This is a genomic window from Pseudomonas sp. TE3644 (assembly GCF_056278815.1).
In genome coordinates, this window is record NZ_JBWBQF010000001.1 from 1,065,384 (window position 1) to 1,079,572 (window position 14,189).

At 66.5% G+C, this 14,189-nt stretch carries 11 protein-coding genes and 1 pseudogene; 3 read left to right on the forward strand and 9 right to left on the reverse strand.

The genetic code is table 11. The features are described from left to right. Window positions 1-61 precede the first annotated feature (61 nt). The 3 genes and pseudogenes from ACZ9GA_RS04865 to ACZ9GA_RS04875 all read left to right on the forward strand — a co-directional run. Window positions 62-337 (forward strand): annotated as a pseudogene (locus tag ACZ9GA_RS04865) (aminopeptidase N C-terminal domain-containing protein); the annotation flags it as partial. Between the two features lie 288 nt (window positions 338-625). Beyond that, window positions 626-1,420: a hypothetical protein gene (locus tag ACZ9GA_RS04870; RefSeq protein WP_457356815.1), complete on the forward strand. Its 795-nt coding sequence runs from the start codon at window positions 626-628 to the stop codon at window positions 1,418-1,420. Between the two features lie 57 nt (window positions 1,421-1,477). Continuing rightward, on the forward strand, window positions 1,478-2,086 hold the full coding sequence (locus tag ACZ9GA_RS04875) for a DUF5666 domain-containing protein (protein ID WP_457356814.1): 609 nt from the start codon (window positions 1,478-1,480) through the stop codon (window positions 2,084-2,086). 52 nt (window positions 2,087-2,138) lie between these two features. Here ACZ9GA_RS04875 and ACZ9GA_RS04880 read toward each other — a convergent pair whose 3' ends face one another. The 9 genes from ACZ9GA_RS04880 to hyi form a co-directional block, all read right to left on the reverse strand. Then, window positions 2,139-5,270, reverse strand: coding sequence for a multidrug efflux RND transporter permease subunit (locus ACZ9GA_RS04880; RefSeq protein ID WP_457356813.1), 3,132 nt, complete (start codon window positions 5,268-5,270; stop codon window positions 2,139-2,141). 8 nt (window positions 5,271-5,278) lie between these two features. Further along, window positions 5,279-6,403, reverse strand: a complete 1,125-nt coding sequence (locus ACZ9GA_RS04885; protein WP_457356812.1) for an efflux RND transporter periplasmic adaptor subunit — start codon at window positions 6,401-6,403, stop codon at window positions 5,279-5,281. A gap of 202 nt (window positions 6,404-6,605) precedes the next feature. Beyond that, the gene (locus tag ACZ9GA_RS04890; RefSeq protein WP_455923577.1) at window positions 6,606-7,607 is read right to left on the reverse strand and encodes a sulfate ABC transporter substrate-binding protein; all 1,002 of its coding nucleotides are present in this window, start codon (window positions 7,605-7,607) and stop codon (window positions 6,606-6,608) included. Between the two features lie 91 nt (window positions 7,608-7,698). After that, on the reverse strand, window positions 7,699-8,523 hold the full coding sequence (locus ACZ9GA_RS04895; protein WP_455923578.1) for an ion transporter: 825 nt from the start codon (window positions 8,521-8,523) through the stop codon (window positions 7,699-7,701). A 39-nt stretch (window positions 8,524-8,562) separates the two neighbouring features. Continuing rightward, window positions 8,563-9,411, reverse strand: a complete 849-nt coding sequence (locus tag ACZ9GA_RS04900) for an urea transporter (RefSeq protein ID WP_457356811.1) — start codon at window positions 9,409-9,411, stop codon at window positions 8,563-8,565. A gap of 116 nt (window positions 9,412-9,527) precedes the next feature. Next, entirely contained in the window at window positions 9,528-10,943 is a 1,416-nt protein-coding gene (pyk, locus tag ACZ9GA_RS04905) for a pyruvate kinase (protein WP_457356810.1), read from the reverse strand. Next, window positions 10,940-12,214, reverse strand: a complete 1,275-nt coding sequence (locus ACZ9GA_RS04910; RefSeq protein WP_457356809.1) for a glycerate kinase type-2 family protein — start codon at window positions 12,212-12,214, stop codon at window positions 10,940-10,942. Before ACZ9GA_RS04910 ends, pyk begins: the two co-directional genes overlap by 4 nt. A 146-nt stretch (window positions 12,215-12,360) precedes the next feature. Further along, entirely contained in the window at window positions 12,361-13,251 is an 891-nt protein-coding gene (locus tag ACZ9GA_RS04915; RefSeq protein WP_457356808.1) for a 2-hydroxy-3-oxopropionate reductase, read from the reverse strand. Window positions 13,252-13,365: 114 nt separating this feature from the next. Next, window positions 13,366-14,175 carry a hydroxypyruvate isomerase gene (gene hyi, locus ACZ9GA_RS04920; RefSeq protein ID WP_457356807.1) on the reverse strand — a complete coding sequence of 270 codons (810 nt, stop codon included), beginning with the start codon at window positions 14,173-14,175 and terminating at the stop codon, window positions 13,366-13,368. Window positions 14,176-14,189: the final 14 nt, after the last annotated feature.

Below are 14,189 nucleotides of genomic sequence, written 5' to 3' on the forward strand. Positions count from 1 at the left end.
CATTGGTTGCAACGTGCCATGGCCTGATGGTCCGAGTTGTCAGCCTTGGTCGTTCGCAGGGGATGAGGTGCATGCCCTGATCGGCGCGTTCGCCCAGCAGAACCTGGTCAACTTCCACAGCGTCGACGGCTCGGGCTACCGTTTCCTGGCCGACCTGGTCATCCAGCTCAACGCCCTCAACCCGCAGATCGCCTCCCGCCAACTGGGCCCGCTGACCCGCTGGCGCAAATACGATCCGCACCGCCAGGCGCTGATGCGCGGCGAGCTGGAGCGGATTTTGGCTTCCGGTGAGTTGAGCAGCGATGTGTATGAAGTGGTGAGCAAGAGCCTGGCGTAAGTCAGACGCTTGCACCCAAAACCGCCGCCCCTGCCCAGCAGGCGCGGCGCTTTTTTTCATGCCCCGCACCATTTTATTCGGGCCGATATTTAGGTTATCTGCACCGGCCTCATCGCGAGCAAGCTTTGCTCCCACAGCGGTGAGGCGAACACAGGTGCAGGGCTCAACACTGTGGGAGCAAAGCTTGCTCGCGATGAGGCCGGTGAGGTCATCCCCAAATCAACCATCAAGAATCCCGCCCCCCCGCCGATACGTCCCAACGCCCCCTGGACTTTTCGGCTGAATTTCATGAAGCAGTTTTTCAACAAGCCTTACCTGTTACCCACCCTGATTTCCCTTGTTTTGCTGGCCGTGGTGTCGCTGTGGCTGAGCCCGGCGCTGGACCTGCTGGCGCTGGCCGTGGACCTGCGCTGGCTGTCGGTGCTGGCGTTGTTCCTGTTTTGCCTGTTCTGCTGGACCTGCATCTCCCTGGGCCGCTGGGGCGAGGTGGCGTGGAAGCGCGCCGATTACCTGTGGCTGGGCTGCGTGGCGCTGGCGCTGGTGGTGCAGGCGGCAGGCGAGGGCAGCCTGCGCTGGGTGGCCACGGCGTTGTTGCTGGTGTTGGCGCTGTCGCTGCGCGCCACCAAGGTCAAGGCCGAGATCTTGCTGAAAACCCCGCGCCGCCAGGCCGTGTGGCTGGTGCTGAACCAGCGTCTTGAGGTGCCGTCCGAAGGCCGCCTGGACATGCGCGCCCAGCGCGCCAAGGTGCGCCTGGTGCAGCTGCTGCGCGACTGGCGGGTGGGGCAGCTGCCACTGGCCCACGTGCAAGTGGCCGCGAAGGCGCCGGACCTGCTGAGCAGCTCGGTGATTGAGGTCAAGCCGCGTTTCAGCGAGCCGGAATTCACCTACGACTTCCAGCATTCACTGGAATCCACCGCCCTGGGCCGCTGGATCCTGGAGCAGCCGGTGGACACGGTGTACCTGTTTGGCGAGATCAATTCGATGCTGCTGGCCCAACTGTTCCGCTGGGGCAAGGACCACAACCTGGAAGTGATCGCCGACGGCGGCGTGACCCTGCTCAACGAGGAGCACGCGGCGGCCTGACGGTGATATGGTGTAGATAGTTCGCAGGCTATCTATCCATCCCCAGGAGTGCCGTTCATGAATCTGAAACGCCTGTTCACCGCGTCCAGCCTGGCCTTGGCGGTATTGGCCAGCGGCGCCGTCCATGCCGACGCGCCACCCTCGGGCGTGCGTGGCGCCATCACCGCCATCAACGGCGACGACCTGCAGGTCAAGACCAACCGCGGCGAAGACGTGCTGGTGCACCTGACCAGCGAGACCCAGGTGCGCGGCGTGACCCTGGCCAACATCGCTGACATCAAGCCGGGCAGCTACGTCGGTTCGGCCGCCGTGCCCCAGGCCGATGGCACCCTCAAAGCCCTTGAAGTGCATGTGTTCCCGCCGTCCATGGCCGGTACGGGTGACGGCCATCGGGCGTTTGACCTGGCGGCCAACAGCAGCATGACCAATGGCAGCGTCGGGGACCTGGTGGTGGCCAACGGGCGCACTATCACGGTGAAGTACAAGGGGGGCGAGCAGAAGATTTTCGTGCCCGAGGATGTGCCGGTGGTCAACCTGGTGCCGGCCGATCGCAGCCTGCTCAAGCCTGGCGTGAAAGTGGTGTTGTTCGCCCAGAAGGCGGCGGATGGCAGCTACACCGCCAAGGCCATTTCCGCAGGCGAAAATGGCCTGAAGCCGCCAATGTAACCTGTAGCCGCTGCCGCCAGGCAGCGCTGGCCCTGCCGTGCCCTGGAGATCTTCAGTGTAGCGAAGGGCCAGCGCAGCCTTCGGCAGCGGCTACAGTGGCGGCGGGACGTGTACGCAACCGCACCACCACCCCATACAACAACGGCACAAAAAACACCGTCAACACCGTCGCCGACAGCATCCCGCCAAACACGCTGGTCCCGATCGCCCGCTGGCTCGCCGACCCCGGCCCCGTGGCCAAGGCCAGCGGCAGCACGCCAAACATGAACGCCAACGAGGTCATCACGATAGGCCGCAGCCGCATGCGCGCCGCGTCCAGTATCGATTGATGCAGGCTGGCGCCCTGACGGTGCAGGGTCTCGGCCACCTCGATGATGAGGATGGCGTTTTTCGCCGTCAGGCCCATGATGGTGATCATCCCCACCTTGAAGTACAGGTCGTCCGGCATGCCGCGCAGGTGCGTGGCCAGCAGCGCGCCCAGCAGGCCCAGCGGGATGGCCAGGATGACCGCCAGCGGCATCGACCAGCTTTCATACAGCGCCGCCAGGCAGAGGAAAATCACCAGCACCGACAGCCCGAACAACAGCGGCACCTGGTCGCCCGACAGGCGCTCCTGGTACGACTGCCCGGCCCATTCATAACCTATCCCCGCCGGTAGCTGTGTGACCAGCCGCGCCAGGGCGTCCATGGCTTGAGAGGTGCTATGCCCGGCGGCCGGCACGGCGGCGATGGCCATGGCCGGGAAGCCGTTGAAGTGGTCGATCTGCAGCGCGCCCAGGGTCCAGCGCATGCTCACGAAGGCGCTCAGCGGCACCATGTCGCCGCTGGCGTTGCGCACCCGCGCCTGCAGCAGGCTGTCAGGGGCCTGACGGTCGCGGCCCTCGGCCTGCACCAGGATGCGCCGCACCTGGTTCTTGTAGATGAAGTCGCCCAGGTACTGCGAGCCGTACAGCGTGGCCAGGGTGTCGTTGATCTCGCTGACGGCCACGCCCATGCTCTGGGCCTTGATGCGGTCGATGGACACGCGCAGCTGCGGCGCATCGTCCTGGCCGGAGAACGACACGTCGGCAAAGGCCGGGTCCTTGCGCGCCAGGGCCAGCAAGCGGTCCTTGGCCTTGAGCAAGGCCTCATGGCCCAGGCCGGCGCGGTCCTGCAGGCGCAGGTCGATGCCCTCGGTGCGGCCCATGTTGGGCAGCGGCGGGGTGTTGAGCGCCTTGATCAGCGCCTTGGGCTGCAGGGCGGTGCCGTTGGCGAAGTGCTCGTTGACCCGCTGCATGATCGCGTCCACCTGCTGCTCGGGGCGGGTGCGCCGGGACCAGTCGATCAGGGTGGGCCAGATCATTGCGGCGTTCTGGCCGTCGCCGAAGTAGCTGAAGCCCTGCATGGCGAAGCGGCTGTCGATGTCCGGGTCATCGGCCATGAACGCCTGCACCTCGTCCAGCACGCGGCGGGTGTCGGCCTGGGTGGCGCCGGTGGGCAGCAGGATCACGGTGGCGAAGTTGCCCTTGTCTTCCTTGGGCAAAAAGCCGCCGGGCAGTTGGGTGAACAGCAGCGCGCACAGGCCCAGCAGGCCGCCGTACAGCAGCAGGTAGCGCAGTGGCCGCCGCAGCAGGCCGTCCAGGCCGCGCAGGTAGCGGCTGGCCGCGGCCTGGCTGAAGCGTGCCACGCGCCCGCTGGTGCCATGGCCCACGGGGCGCAGCAGGGTGGCGCACAGCGCCGGCGTCAGGCTCAACGCCAGGAATGCCGACAAGGCCATGGGCACCGCCAGGGCCACGGTGAACTGCCGGTAGATCTGGCCCACGGCCCCGGGGAACAGCGCCATGGGCACGAACACCGCCGTCAGTACCAGGGTAATGGCAACGATGGCGCCGCTGATCTGCGCCATGGCCTGCAAGGTGGCCTCGCGCGGGCCGATGCCTTGCTCGGCCATGATCCGCTCGACGTTCTCAACCACCACGATGGCGTCGTCCACCAGGATGCCGATGGCCAGCACCATGCCGAACAGCGTCAGTACGTTCAGGGAAAAGCCCAGCACCAGCATCACCGCGCAGGTGCCCGCCAGGGCGATGGGCACCACCACGCTGGGGATCAGCGTGGCCCGCCAGCTGCCCAGGAACACCCACATCACCGCGAACACCAGCACCATGGCCTCCACCAGGGTGTAGCCGACCTTGACGATGGACAGGTGCACGAAGGTCGAGGTGTCGAACGCGGTGTGGTAATGCAGGCCCGGTGGGAACTGCGGCGCCAGCTCGGCCAGGGTGGCCTTGATCGCCTCGGCGGTCTGCAGGGCGTTGGCGCCACTAGCCAGCTTCACCGACAGCGCGCCGCTGTAGCGGCCATTGAGGAAGGCCGGGTAGTCATAGTTCATGCCGCCCAGTTCAACCCGCGCCACGTCGGCCACCCGCAGCGCCGAGCCGTCGGTGTTGACGCGCAGGGCAATGGCGCCGAAGGCCTGGGGCGTGTCCAGGTCTTCCTGCACCGCCAGCGGTGCGGTGATCGCCGTGCTGGCGGGCGAGGGCGGGGTGCCGATGGCGCCCAGGGTGATGCGCTGGTTCTGCAGGCTGATGGCGTTGACCAGCTCGGTGGTGGTGATGCCGGTGGCGGTCAGGCGCTGCACGTCGGGCCAGATGCGCATGGCGTATTCGGGGCTGTACACCTCGACGCCGCCCACCCCCGGGGTGCGCAGCAGCGCCGGGCGCAGCACGCTGGTGGCGTAGTCGCCCAGCTCGATGTCGTCGACGTTGGGGTTGTCGGCGCTCAGGGTCACGAACATCAGTTCGTTCTGGCCGCTCTGTTCCACGGTCAGGCCCTGGCGGCGCACGCTTTCGGGCAGGCGCTCTTCAACGCGCTTGAGGCGGTTCTGCACCTCCACCGCGGCCAGTTGCGTGTTGGTGCCCGGTTCGAACGACAGGTTGATGCTGACGGTGTTCTCCGAACTGCTGGAGCCAAAGTACAGCAGCCCGGGAATGCCGCTCAGCTCACGCTCGATCACCGCCGTGACGGTGCGCTCTGCCACCTCCGGCGAGGCGCCGGGGTAGGTGGCGCTGATGCCGATCCTGGGCGGTGCGACGTTGGGGTATTGCTCCATCGACAGGCGGCCGGCGGCGCCCAGGCCGGCCAGCAGAATGATGATGGCAATGACCCAGGCCATGATTGGCCGGGCGATAAAGAAGGCTGACATGCAAGTCCTTATGAACGATCGGCGACCGTGCCGGTGTCGGCGGAAGGTTTGGCGGCCACGGCCTGGCCATCGTCCAGGGCGCCGCCGTCGAGGATCACCTGCTCGCCGCCGGCCAGCCCGGCGCTGACCCGCCATTGCCGGCCTTGCAGGCTCTGGGCCTGGACGTTGACCTGGCGGGCGTGGCCGTCCTTGAGCACCATCACGTAGGCGCCGTCACGGGTGCGGGTCAGGGCCTGCTGCGGGATCAGCACGTCATGCTGGCCGTTGGCGCGTTCGAACTCAACTTGCACGTACAGCCCCGGCAGCAGCAGTTGCTCGGGGTTGTCGAACAGCGCGCGCAGGGCCACGGTGTCGGTTTTCGGGTCGACGGCGGTGTCGCTGAACAGCAGCTTGCCGGTGCGCTTGTACAGGCTGCCGTCACTCAGGCGCAGGTTGACGCGAGCGGCGCCGGGGCTGTCCTTGAGGGCTTCACCCAGGGCCATGAAATCGCTGGCCGGCTGCGAGAAGTTGACGTAGATGGGGTCCAGTTGCTCGACGGTGGTCAGCGGCGTGCCTTCGTCCTGGCCCACCATGGCGCCTTCGCTGACCAGCGCGCGCCGGGCGCGGCCGGCAATCGGCGCCTTGACGCTGGCGTAGTCCAGTTGCAGACGCGCACTGCGCACCTTGGCCTGGGCCGACAGCACGGCAGCCTGGGCGCGTTTCTCGGTGAAGCCGTCCTGGCGGCTTTGCTGCACGCTGATGGAGTTGTCCTTCACCAACTGCTGGGAGCGGCGGGCGATATCGCCGGCCGATTCGGCGGCTACCCGTGCCTGGGCCAGTTCGGCCTCGGCGGCGGCCAGCTCGGCGGCCAGGGGCGCCGGGTCGATGCGAAACAGCAGCTGGCCGGCTTTCACCGCCGCGCCCTCGACGTAAGTGCGCTGCTCGACGATGCCGGCCACGCGGGCGCGGACCTCGGCGGTGCGGAAAGCCTCCAGGCGCCCGGTAAGCACGGTAGTGCGCGGCTCCAGCGCGGGCGTGGCGACGGCCACGTCAACGGCGAGCGGGGCGCTGGGCGTGTGGGCAGAGAGGGTTGGCTTGTCGCAGCCGGCCAGCAGCAGGGCCAGGGCGTAGAGCGTGGGTGTGAAGCGGGGCATGGTGGGGTTGGGTCTCATCATGAGAGGGTGGGGCATTGTATTAAGAACGAAAAACGTGTCCTTCCGATTACCCTGGCAGGCGTTTTTTTCGGCAGATACAAACCGTAGCCGCTGCCGACAGGCTGCGCTGGCCCCTGGGTACACTGGGCATTTCCAGTGTGGTTGAGGGCCAGCGCAGCCTGACGGCAGCGGCTACGGGGCGTTACTGCTGGCTATAGATCTGGTCAAACACACCGCCATCGGCGAAGTGGGTTTTCTGCACCGTGCGCCAGTCGCCGAAGGTTTTTTCCACCGACAGGAAGTCCACTTTCGGGAAGCGGTCCTGGTACTTGGCCAGCACCGCCGGGTCACGCGGGCGCAGGTAGTTTTGCGCGGCGATGTCCTGGCCTTCCGGCGACCACAGGTACTTCAGGTAATCCTCGGCCAGGGCGCGGCTGCCTTTCTTGTCCACCACCTTGTCGACCACCGCCACCGGCGGCTCGGCCTCGGCGGAGACGCTGGGGTAGATCACTTCGAACTTGTCGCGGCCGAACTCGCGGGCAATCATTTCCGCTTCGTTCTCGAAGGTCACCAGCACGTCGCCGATCTGGTTGGTCATGAACGTGGTGGTGGCGCCGCGGCCACCGGTGTCCAGCACCGGCACCTGCTTGAACAGCTTGCCGACAAAGGCCTTGGCCTTGTTCTCGTCACCGCCGTTCTTCAACACGTAGCCCCACGCCGACAGGTAGGTGTAGCGGCCGTTGCCGCTGGTTTTCGGGTTGGGCACGATCACCTGCACGCCGTCCTTGAGCAGGTCGGGCCAGTCCTTCAGCGCCTTGGGGTTGCCCTTGCGCACGATGAACACCGTGGCCGAGGTGAACGGCGCACTGTGGTTGGGCAGGCGGGTAACCCAGTCGTCGGGCACCAGCTTGCCGTTGTCGGCCAGGGCGTTGATGTCGGTCGCCATGTTCATGGTGATGACATCGGCCGGCAGCCCGTCGATCACCGAACGCGCCTGCTTGCTGGAGCCGCCAAAGGACATCTGCACGTTGACCGCCTCGTTGTGCTCGGCCTGCCAGTGTTTCTGGAACGCGGCGTTGTAGTCCTTGTAGAAGTCACGCATCACGTCGTAGGAAACGTTCAGCAAAGGCGCTGGCGCGGCCTGGACCAGGCCGGCCAGCCCCAGGCCTGCGGCGAGCAACGAAGCGCTCAAGAGTTTGTGCATGGTGGATGTCCCTGTTGTTGTCGTTGAAAGCATTTGGCCAGCAACTATAGCCGGGCACGTCAGGCGCCCAAAAGATCTAAAAGTGGGGCGCTTATTCGATTTTTTGAAACAGGGCATTGCCGCAGCGGCAGCAGAACGCCGCGCCGCTGTCGTGGTCACCCTTGGCACACACCGGGCAGGCACGTTGCAGGCGCTCGCCGCGCATGGCATTGGCCAGCTCGGCGGTGAAAATGCCGGTGGGCACGGCGATGATCGAGTAACCGGTGATCATCACCAGCGCCGAAATCATCTGCCCCAGCGGGGTCTTGGGCACGATGTCGCCGAAGCCCACGGTGGTCAGGGTGACGATGGCCCAGTAGATGCCCATGGGGATGCTGGTGAAGCCGTGCTCGGGGCCTTCGATCACGTACATCAGGGTGCCGAATACGGTCACCAGGGTGGCCACGCTGAGCAGGAAGACGATGATCTTCTGCTTGCTGCCGCGCAGGGCCGCCAGCAGGTAATTGGCCTGGCTCAGGTAGGGGCGCAGCTTGAGCACGCGGAAGATGCGCAGCATGCGGATCACCCGCACGATCATCAGGTACTGGGCGTCGCTGTAGTAGATGGCGAGGATGCCCGGCACAATCGCCAGCAGGTCCACCAGGCCGTAGAAACTGAACGCGTAGCGCCACGGTTTGGGCGAGCAGTACAGGCGCAGCAGGTATTCCACGGCGAAGATGCCGGTCAGGCCCCATTCGATGTAGGCGAACACGTCGGCGTACTGGCGGTGCACGCTTTCGATGCTGTCGACCATCACCAGCACCAGGCTGGCGAGGATGATCAGCAGCACGGCCGTGTCGAAGCGTCGGCCGGCCGGCGTGTCACTGAAGAAAATGATGGTGTAGAGCTGCTGGCGCAGGGTGCGTTGGCTGTCCATAAGGTCCGGGTTCCTGATCGTGGCCCCAGCCTAGGGCGTTTACCGCCGACTGTGCAAGGCCACCTCTGAATGCATCACCCGGCTGCCGGCGCGCACAAGCCAGCAGGCGAGGATAAAGGGCGCGGTGAGGCTGGGCGTTGGCACGCTGGCGAAGCCGGGTTGCAGCAACAGCGCGAGGATGATCGCCAGCACTGCACGCCCGGGTTGCGCGCTGAAGGCCAACGCGGCCAGGGCCGGGTTGAAGCCGTACACGCCGGGCAACGGTGGCTCGCCCTGCAGCCAGGCGAAGGCCAGCCCGGCCGCAGAGCCGAGCAAGGCCCAACGGGCGGCGCGGCGGTCTGCCAGGTACAGGCCCAGGGCAATCAGTGCGCCGGCCACGGGGCTGGCGACCACGAAAATCTGCCCCAGGCCGGTCAACACATCGGCCACGCCGAAGGGCTGCACGGCGCCGGGCAGGGGATTGATGACGCCCGCCAGCGCCCAGCCGGCGAGGACGAATGGCGTGGTATAGGCGGGCAGGCAAGTGGGCCGCGGGCAGCGCTTGAGCCAGCGCGCCAACAGCAGGCTGCTCAGGCCGCTGGCGGCGATGATCAGCAGCGGCAGGGTCAGTGTCAGGGGTAGCCAGTGGCTGAACAGCAGGCCGATCAGCAGGCCGTTGTAGCTGTACAGGCCGGCCTGGCGATGCGCACGCAGATAGCCGCGCCGTTGCGCGGTCAGCAGGCCGCTGGCAGCGCCCAGCAGCGCGCCGCCGAGCAGATGGGGTGCGCCGACCAGGATCGCCAGCAGGCAGCACAGGCCGCACAGGGGGTGGCGTTGCAGGACTACCTGGCTGAAGCCGTTGAGCAGGGCGGTGGCCCAGTCGGGGCAGAAGGACGAGGGTTTGGGCATGGGTGTGGTTCTTGTGGGAGCGGGCTCTGCCCGCGAAGGGCGCCCTGCGGAATGTCTGATAAACCGCGGTGTTGTCTTCGCGGGCAGAGCCCGCTCCCACGGGTTTGAGTGGATGTTCAGACCAGGGTTTCGATCCGCAGCGAATTGGTGCTGCCCGGCTTGCCGAAGGGCACACCTGCAGTGATCACCAAGGTATCGCCACGGCTCGCCAGCCCCTGCGCCTGGGCAATCTCCAGCGCCGTGGAACACACCTCTTCCACCTGCCGCAGCCGATCATTGACCACCGAACGCACCCCCCAGGCCACACTCAACTGACGGGCCGTGGCCAGGTTGGGTGTCAGGTTGAGGATCGGCACCCGTGGCCGCTCGCGCGCGGCGCGCAAGGTCGAAGCCCCGGACTCGCTGTAGTTGACCAGCACCGCCACCGGCAAGATGCCGCTGATGCGCCGGATCGCGCAGCTGATGGCGTCCGACACCGTGGCCTCGGCCTGGGGCCGGCTGACGTCCAGTTGCGCCTGATAGTCGGGGCCGCTTTCGACCTGGCGGATGATCTTGCTCATCATCTGCACGGCCTCCAGCGGGTAGTCGCCCGAGGCGGTCTCGGCCGACAGCATCACCGCATCCGTGCCCTCGGCCACGGCATTGGCCACGTCGGTCACCTCGGCGCGGGTGGGCGCCGGGGCAAAGCGCATGGATTCGAGCATCTGCGTGGCCACCACCACCGGCCGGCCCAGGGCGCGGCACACGGCGATGATGCGCTTCTGGATCTGCGGCACGGTTTCGGCCGGCACCTCCACGCCCAGGTCGCCACGGGCGACCATGATCGCGTCGCTCAAACGTGCGATCTCTTCCAGGTGAACCAGCGCCGAGGGCTTCTCGATCTTGGCCATCAGCCGCGCCCGGCCGGCGATCAGTTCGCGTGCTTCGAGAATGTCTTCGGGCCGTTGCACGAACGACAGCGCCACCCAGTCCACGCCCAGTTCCAGGCCGTAGCTCAGGTCGCGGCGGTCCTTGGCAGTCAGCGGGCTGAGCTCCAGCACCGCCTGGGGTACGTTGACGCCCTTGCGGTCGGACAACTCGCCGCCGGCCAGCACTTGGGTGTCGATGGCGGTCTCGTGTTTGGCGGTCACTTGCAGGCGCAGCTTGCCGTCGTCCAGCAGCAGGTCCATGCCCGGTTGCAAGGCGGCGATGATTTCCGGGTGTGGCAGGTTCACCCGGCGGGCGTCGCCGGCACTGGCGTCCAGGTCCAGGCGGAAAGCCTGGCCACGGTGCAGCAGCACCTTGCCGTCGGCGAAGCGGCCGACGCGCAGCTTGGGCCCTTGCAGGTCCATCAGCACGCCCAGCGGCGTATTGAGTTGGGCTTCGACGTCGCGGATCCACTCCAGGCGCTGGGCGTGATCGGCGTGCTCGCCATGGCTGAAATTGAGGCGAAACAGGTTCACCCCGGCCAGTGCCAGTTGGCGGATGTCTTCCTGGCTGCGCGTGGCAGGGCCCAGGGTGGCGAGGATCTTGGTGTTTTTATAGGCGGTCATGACGCGGAGGCTTCCAGGATCAGGATGGCGCGAAAGTCGTTGACGTTGGTGCGCGTCGGCTCGGTGATCACCAGCCCGTCCAGGGCCTGGAAATAGCCGTAGCCATTGTTGTTGTCCAGTTCGTCGCTGGCGCTCAGGCCCAGTTGGGCTGCGCGGCGGTAGCTGCACGGGGTCATGAGCGCGCCGGCGTTGTCTTCGGAGCCGTCGATGCCGTCGGTGTCACCCGCCAGCGCGTACACGCCCGGCAGGCCCTTGAGGCTGTCGGTCAGGCTCAGCAGGAATTCGGCGTTGCGCCCGCCACGGCCATTGCCGCGCACCGTCACCGTGATTTCGCCACCGGAGAGGATCACGCAGGGCGCCGCCAGCGGCTGGCCATGGATGACGATCTGCCGGGCGATGCCGGCGTGCACCTTGGCCACCTCGCGTGCTTCGCCTTCCAGGTCGCCGAGGATCAGCGGGCTGAAGCCGGCGGCGCGGGCTTTGACGGCGGCGGCCTGCAGCGCTTGCTGGGGTGTGGCGATCAGCTGGAAATGGCTGCGCGACAGGCACGGGTCGCCGTGCTTGACGGTTTCCGAGGCGGGGTTGTTCAGCCACTCGCGCACCGTGGCCGGCACCTCGATGTGGTAGCGGGCCAGGATCGCCAGGGCCTGCGCCGAGGTGCTGGGGTCGGCCACGGTGGGGCCGGAGGCGATGACCGTGGCCAGGTCGCCCGGTACATCGGAAATCGCGTAGGTGTGCACGGTGGCCGGCCAGCAGGCCTTGGCCAGGCGCCCGCCCTTGATCGCCGAAAGGTGCTTGCGCACGCAGTTCATCTCGCCGATGGTGGCGCCGGATTTCAACAGTGCCTTGTTGATGGCCTGCTTGTCGGCCAGGCTGATGCCCTCGGCCGGCAAGGCCAGCAGCGCCGAGCCACCGCCCGACAGCAGGAAGATCACCCGGTCGCTTTCACGCAGGTTGCTGACCAACTGCAGCACCCGCCCGGCCACGGCCAGGCCGGCGGCGTCGGGCACCGGGTGGGCGGCTTCCACCACTTCGATTTTCTGGCAGCTGGCACCGTGGCCGTAGCGGGTGACTACCAGGCCGCTGACCTCGCCCTGCCAGCAGCGCTCGACCACCTCGGCCATGGCCGCGGCGGCCTTGCCGGCGCCAATCACGATCACGCGGCCGCTGCGGTCGGTGGGCAGGAAGGGTTCCAGCACGTGGCTGGGGTGGGCGGCGGCGATGGCGGTGGCGAACAGCTCGCGCAGCAGGGATTGCGGATCGACTGACATGGCAGGCTCCCGGGGGATTTATGGTGTTATGGCGGGGCTTTGTAGCCGCTGCCGCCAGGCTGCGCTGGCCTGTATGGACACTGGAGATCTCCAGCGAGGCAGGGGGCCAGCGCAGCCTGGCGGCAGCGGCTACAGGGCGGGCAGGGTTACTTGTCGCGAATGCTGAAGTTGGCCATGTGCTCCAGCCCTTTGATCAGCGCCGAGTGGTCCCAGTTGCTGCCACCCAGGGCTGCGCAGGTGCTGAACACCTGTTGGGCATTGGCGGTGTTGGGCAGGTTGACGCCCAGCTCGCGGGCACCCTGCAACGCCAGGTTGAGGTCTTTCTGGTGCAGGCTGATGCGGAAGCCGGGGTCGAAGGTGCCTTTGATCATGCGCTCGCCATGCACTTCCAGAATCTTCGACGAAGCAAAGCCACCCATCAGCGCTTCACGCACCTTGGCCGGGTCGGCACCGTTCTTGGCGGCGAACAGCAACGCTTCGGCCACCGCCTGAATGTTCAGCGCGACGATGATCTGGTTGGCCACCTTGGCGGTCTGGCCATCGCCATTGCCGCCCACGCGGGTGATGTTCTTGCCCATGCTCTGGAACAGCGGCAGCGCGCGGTCGAAGGCGTCCTGGTCGCCGCCCACCATGATGCTCAGGGTGGCGGCCTTGGCACCCACTTCACCCCCGGACACCGGGGCATCCAGGTACTGCGCGCCACGTTCGTTGACCTTGGCGGCGAAGGCCTTGGTGGCTGACGGTGAGATGGAGCTCATGTCGATGACGATCTTGTTCGGGCCAAGGCCCTGGGCCACGCCCTGGTCGCGGAACAGCACGTCTTCGACCTGGGGGGTGTCGGGCACCATGATGATGATGAATTCGGCTTCCTGGGCTACCTCGCGCGGGTTGGCCAAGGCCACGGCGCCGGCGGCGACCAGGTCGGCGGGGGCGGCGTCGTGGTGGGCGGAGAGGAACAGTTGGTGACCTGCCTTTTGCAGGTTATGGGCCATGGGGTGGCCCATGATGCCGGTGCCGATGAATCCGATTTTTGCCATGGTGGTGATCCTTCCTGATTGTATTTGTTGAAAAGGATAACGATTGATGGATGCCTGCCCGGTCCTTGTGGGAGCGGGCTCTGCCCGCGAAGCAGGCACCTCGGTCTGTCGGGATTACGCGGCGCGCCCTTCGCGGGCAGAGCCCGCTCCCACAAGGGATTTGAGCCAGCCCAGGCCGGCTTCGGTGGTGGTCAGCGGCTTGTACTCACAGCCCACCCACCCCTGATAACCGATCCGGTCCAGGTGCTCGAACAGGAAGCGGTAGTTGATTTCGCCGGTACCCGGTTCGTGCCTGCCAGGGTTATCGGCCAATTGCACATGGTTGATCTGCGGCAGGTGCGCTTGCAGCGTGCGCGCCAGGTCACCTTCCATGATCTGCATGTGGTAGATGTCGTACTGCAGGAACAGGTTGTCGCTGCCCACTTCAGGCTGGATCGCCAGGGCCTGCTCGGTGGTGGTCAGGTAGAACCCGGGGATGTCCAGGGTGTTGATCATCTCCATCACCAGGCGAATGCCCGCCGCCTGCAACTTGTCGGCGGCGTATTTGAGGTTGGCGACGAAGGTGGCCTTCACCGTGGCGCAGTCCGCGCCCTGGGGGCGGATGCCGGCCAGGCAGTTGATCTGGGTGTTGCCCAGCACCTGGGCGTAGGCGATGGCCAGGTCCACGCCGGCGCGGAATTCCTCGACGCGGTCGGGGTGGCAGGCAATGCCACGCTCCCCCTTGGCCCAGTCGCCGGCCGGCAGGTTGAACAGCACCTGGGTCAGGCCGTGGGCCTGCAGTTGCGCCTTGATCTCGGCGGAGTTGTAGTCGTACGGGAACAGGTATTCCACGCCACTGAAACCGGCGTCGGCAGCGGCCTTGAAGCGGGCGAGGAAGTCCTGTTCGGTGAACAGCATCGACAGGTTGGCGGCAAAACGCGGCATACAAGCCTCCTTAA

Coding starts and splice junctions, on each gene's coding strand:
- ACZ9GA_RS04870 (WP_457356815.1), top strand. CDS start 626: ATGAAGCAGTTTTTCAACAAGCCTTACCTGTTACCCACCCTGATTTCC.
- ACZ9GA_RS04875 (WP_457356814.1), top strand. CDS start 1,478: ATGAATCTGAAACGCCTGTTCACCGCGTCCAGCCTGGCCTTGGCGGTA.
- ACZ9GA_RS04880 (WP_457356813.1), bottom strand. CDS start 5,270: ATGTCAGCCTTCTTTATCGCCCGGCCAATCATGGCCTGGGTCATTGCC.
- ACZ9GA_RS04885 (WP_457356812.1), bottom strand. CDS start 6,403: ATGCCCCGCTTCACACCCACGCTCTACGCCCTGGCCCTGCTGCTGGCC.
- ACZ9GA_RS04890 (WP_455923577.1), bottom strand. CDS start 7,607: ATGCACAAACTCTTGAGCGCTTCGTTGCTCGCCGCAGGCCTGGGGCTG.
- ACZ9GA_RS04895 (WP_455923578.1), bottom strand. CDS start 8,523: ATGGACAGCCAACGCACCCTGCGCCAGCAGCTCTACACCATCATTTTC.
- ACZ9GA_RS04900 (WP_457356811.1), bottom strand. CDS start 9,411: ATGCCCAAACCCTCGTCCTTCTGCCCCGACTGGGCCACCGCCCTGCTC.
- pyk (WP_457356810.1), bottom strand. CDS start 10,943: ATGACCGCCTATAAAAACACCAAGATCCTCGCCACCCTGGGCCCTGCC.
- ACZ9GA_RS04910 (WP_457356809.1), bottom strand. CDS start 12,214: ATGTCAGTCGATCCGCAATCCCTGCTGCGCGAGCTGTTCGCCACCGCC.
- ACZ9GA_RS04915 (WP_457356808.1), bottom strand. CDS start 13,251: ATGGCAAAAATCGGATTCATCGGCACCGGCATCATGGGCCACCCCATG.
- hyi (WP_457356807.1), bottom strand. CDS start 14,175: ATGCCGCGTTTTGCCGCCAACCTGTCGATGCTGTTCACCGAACAGGAC.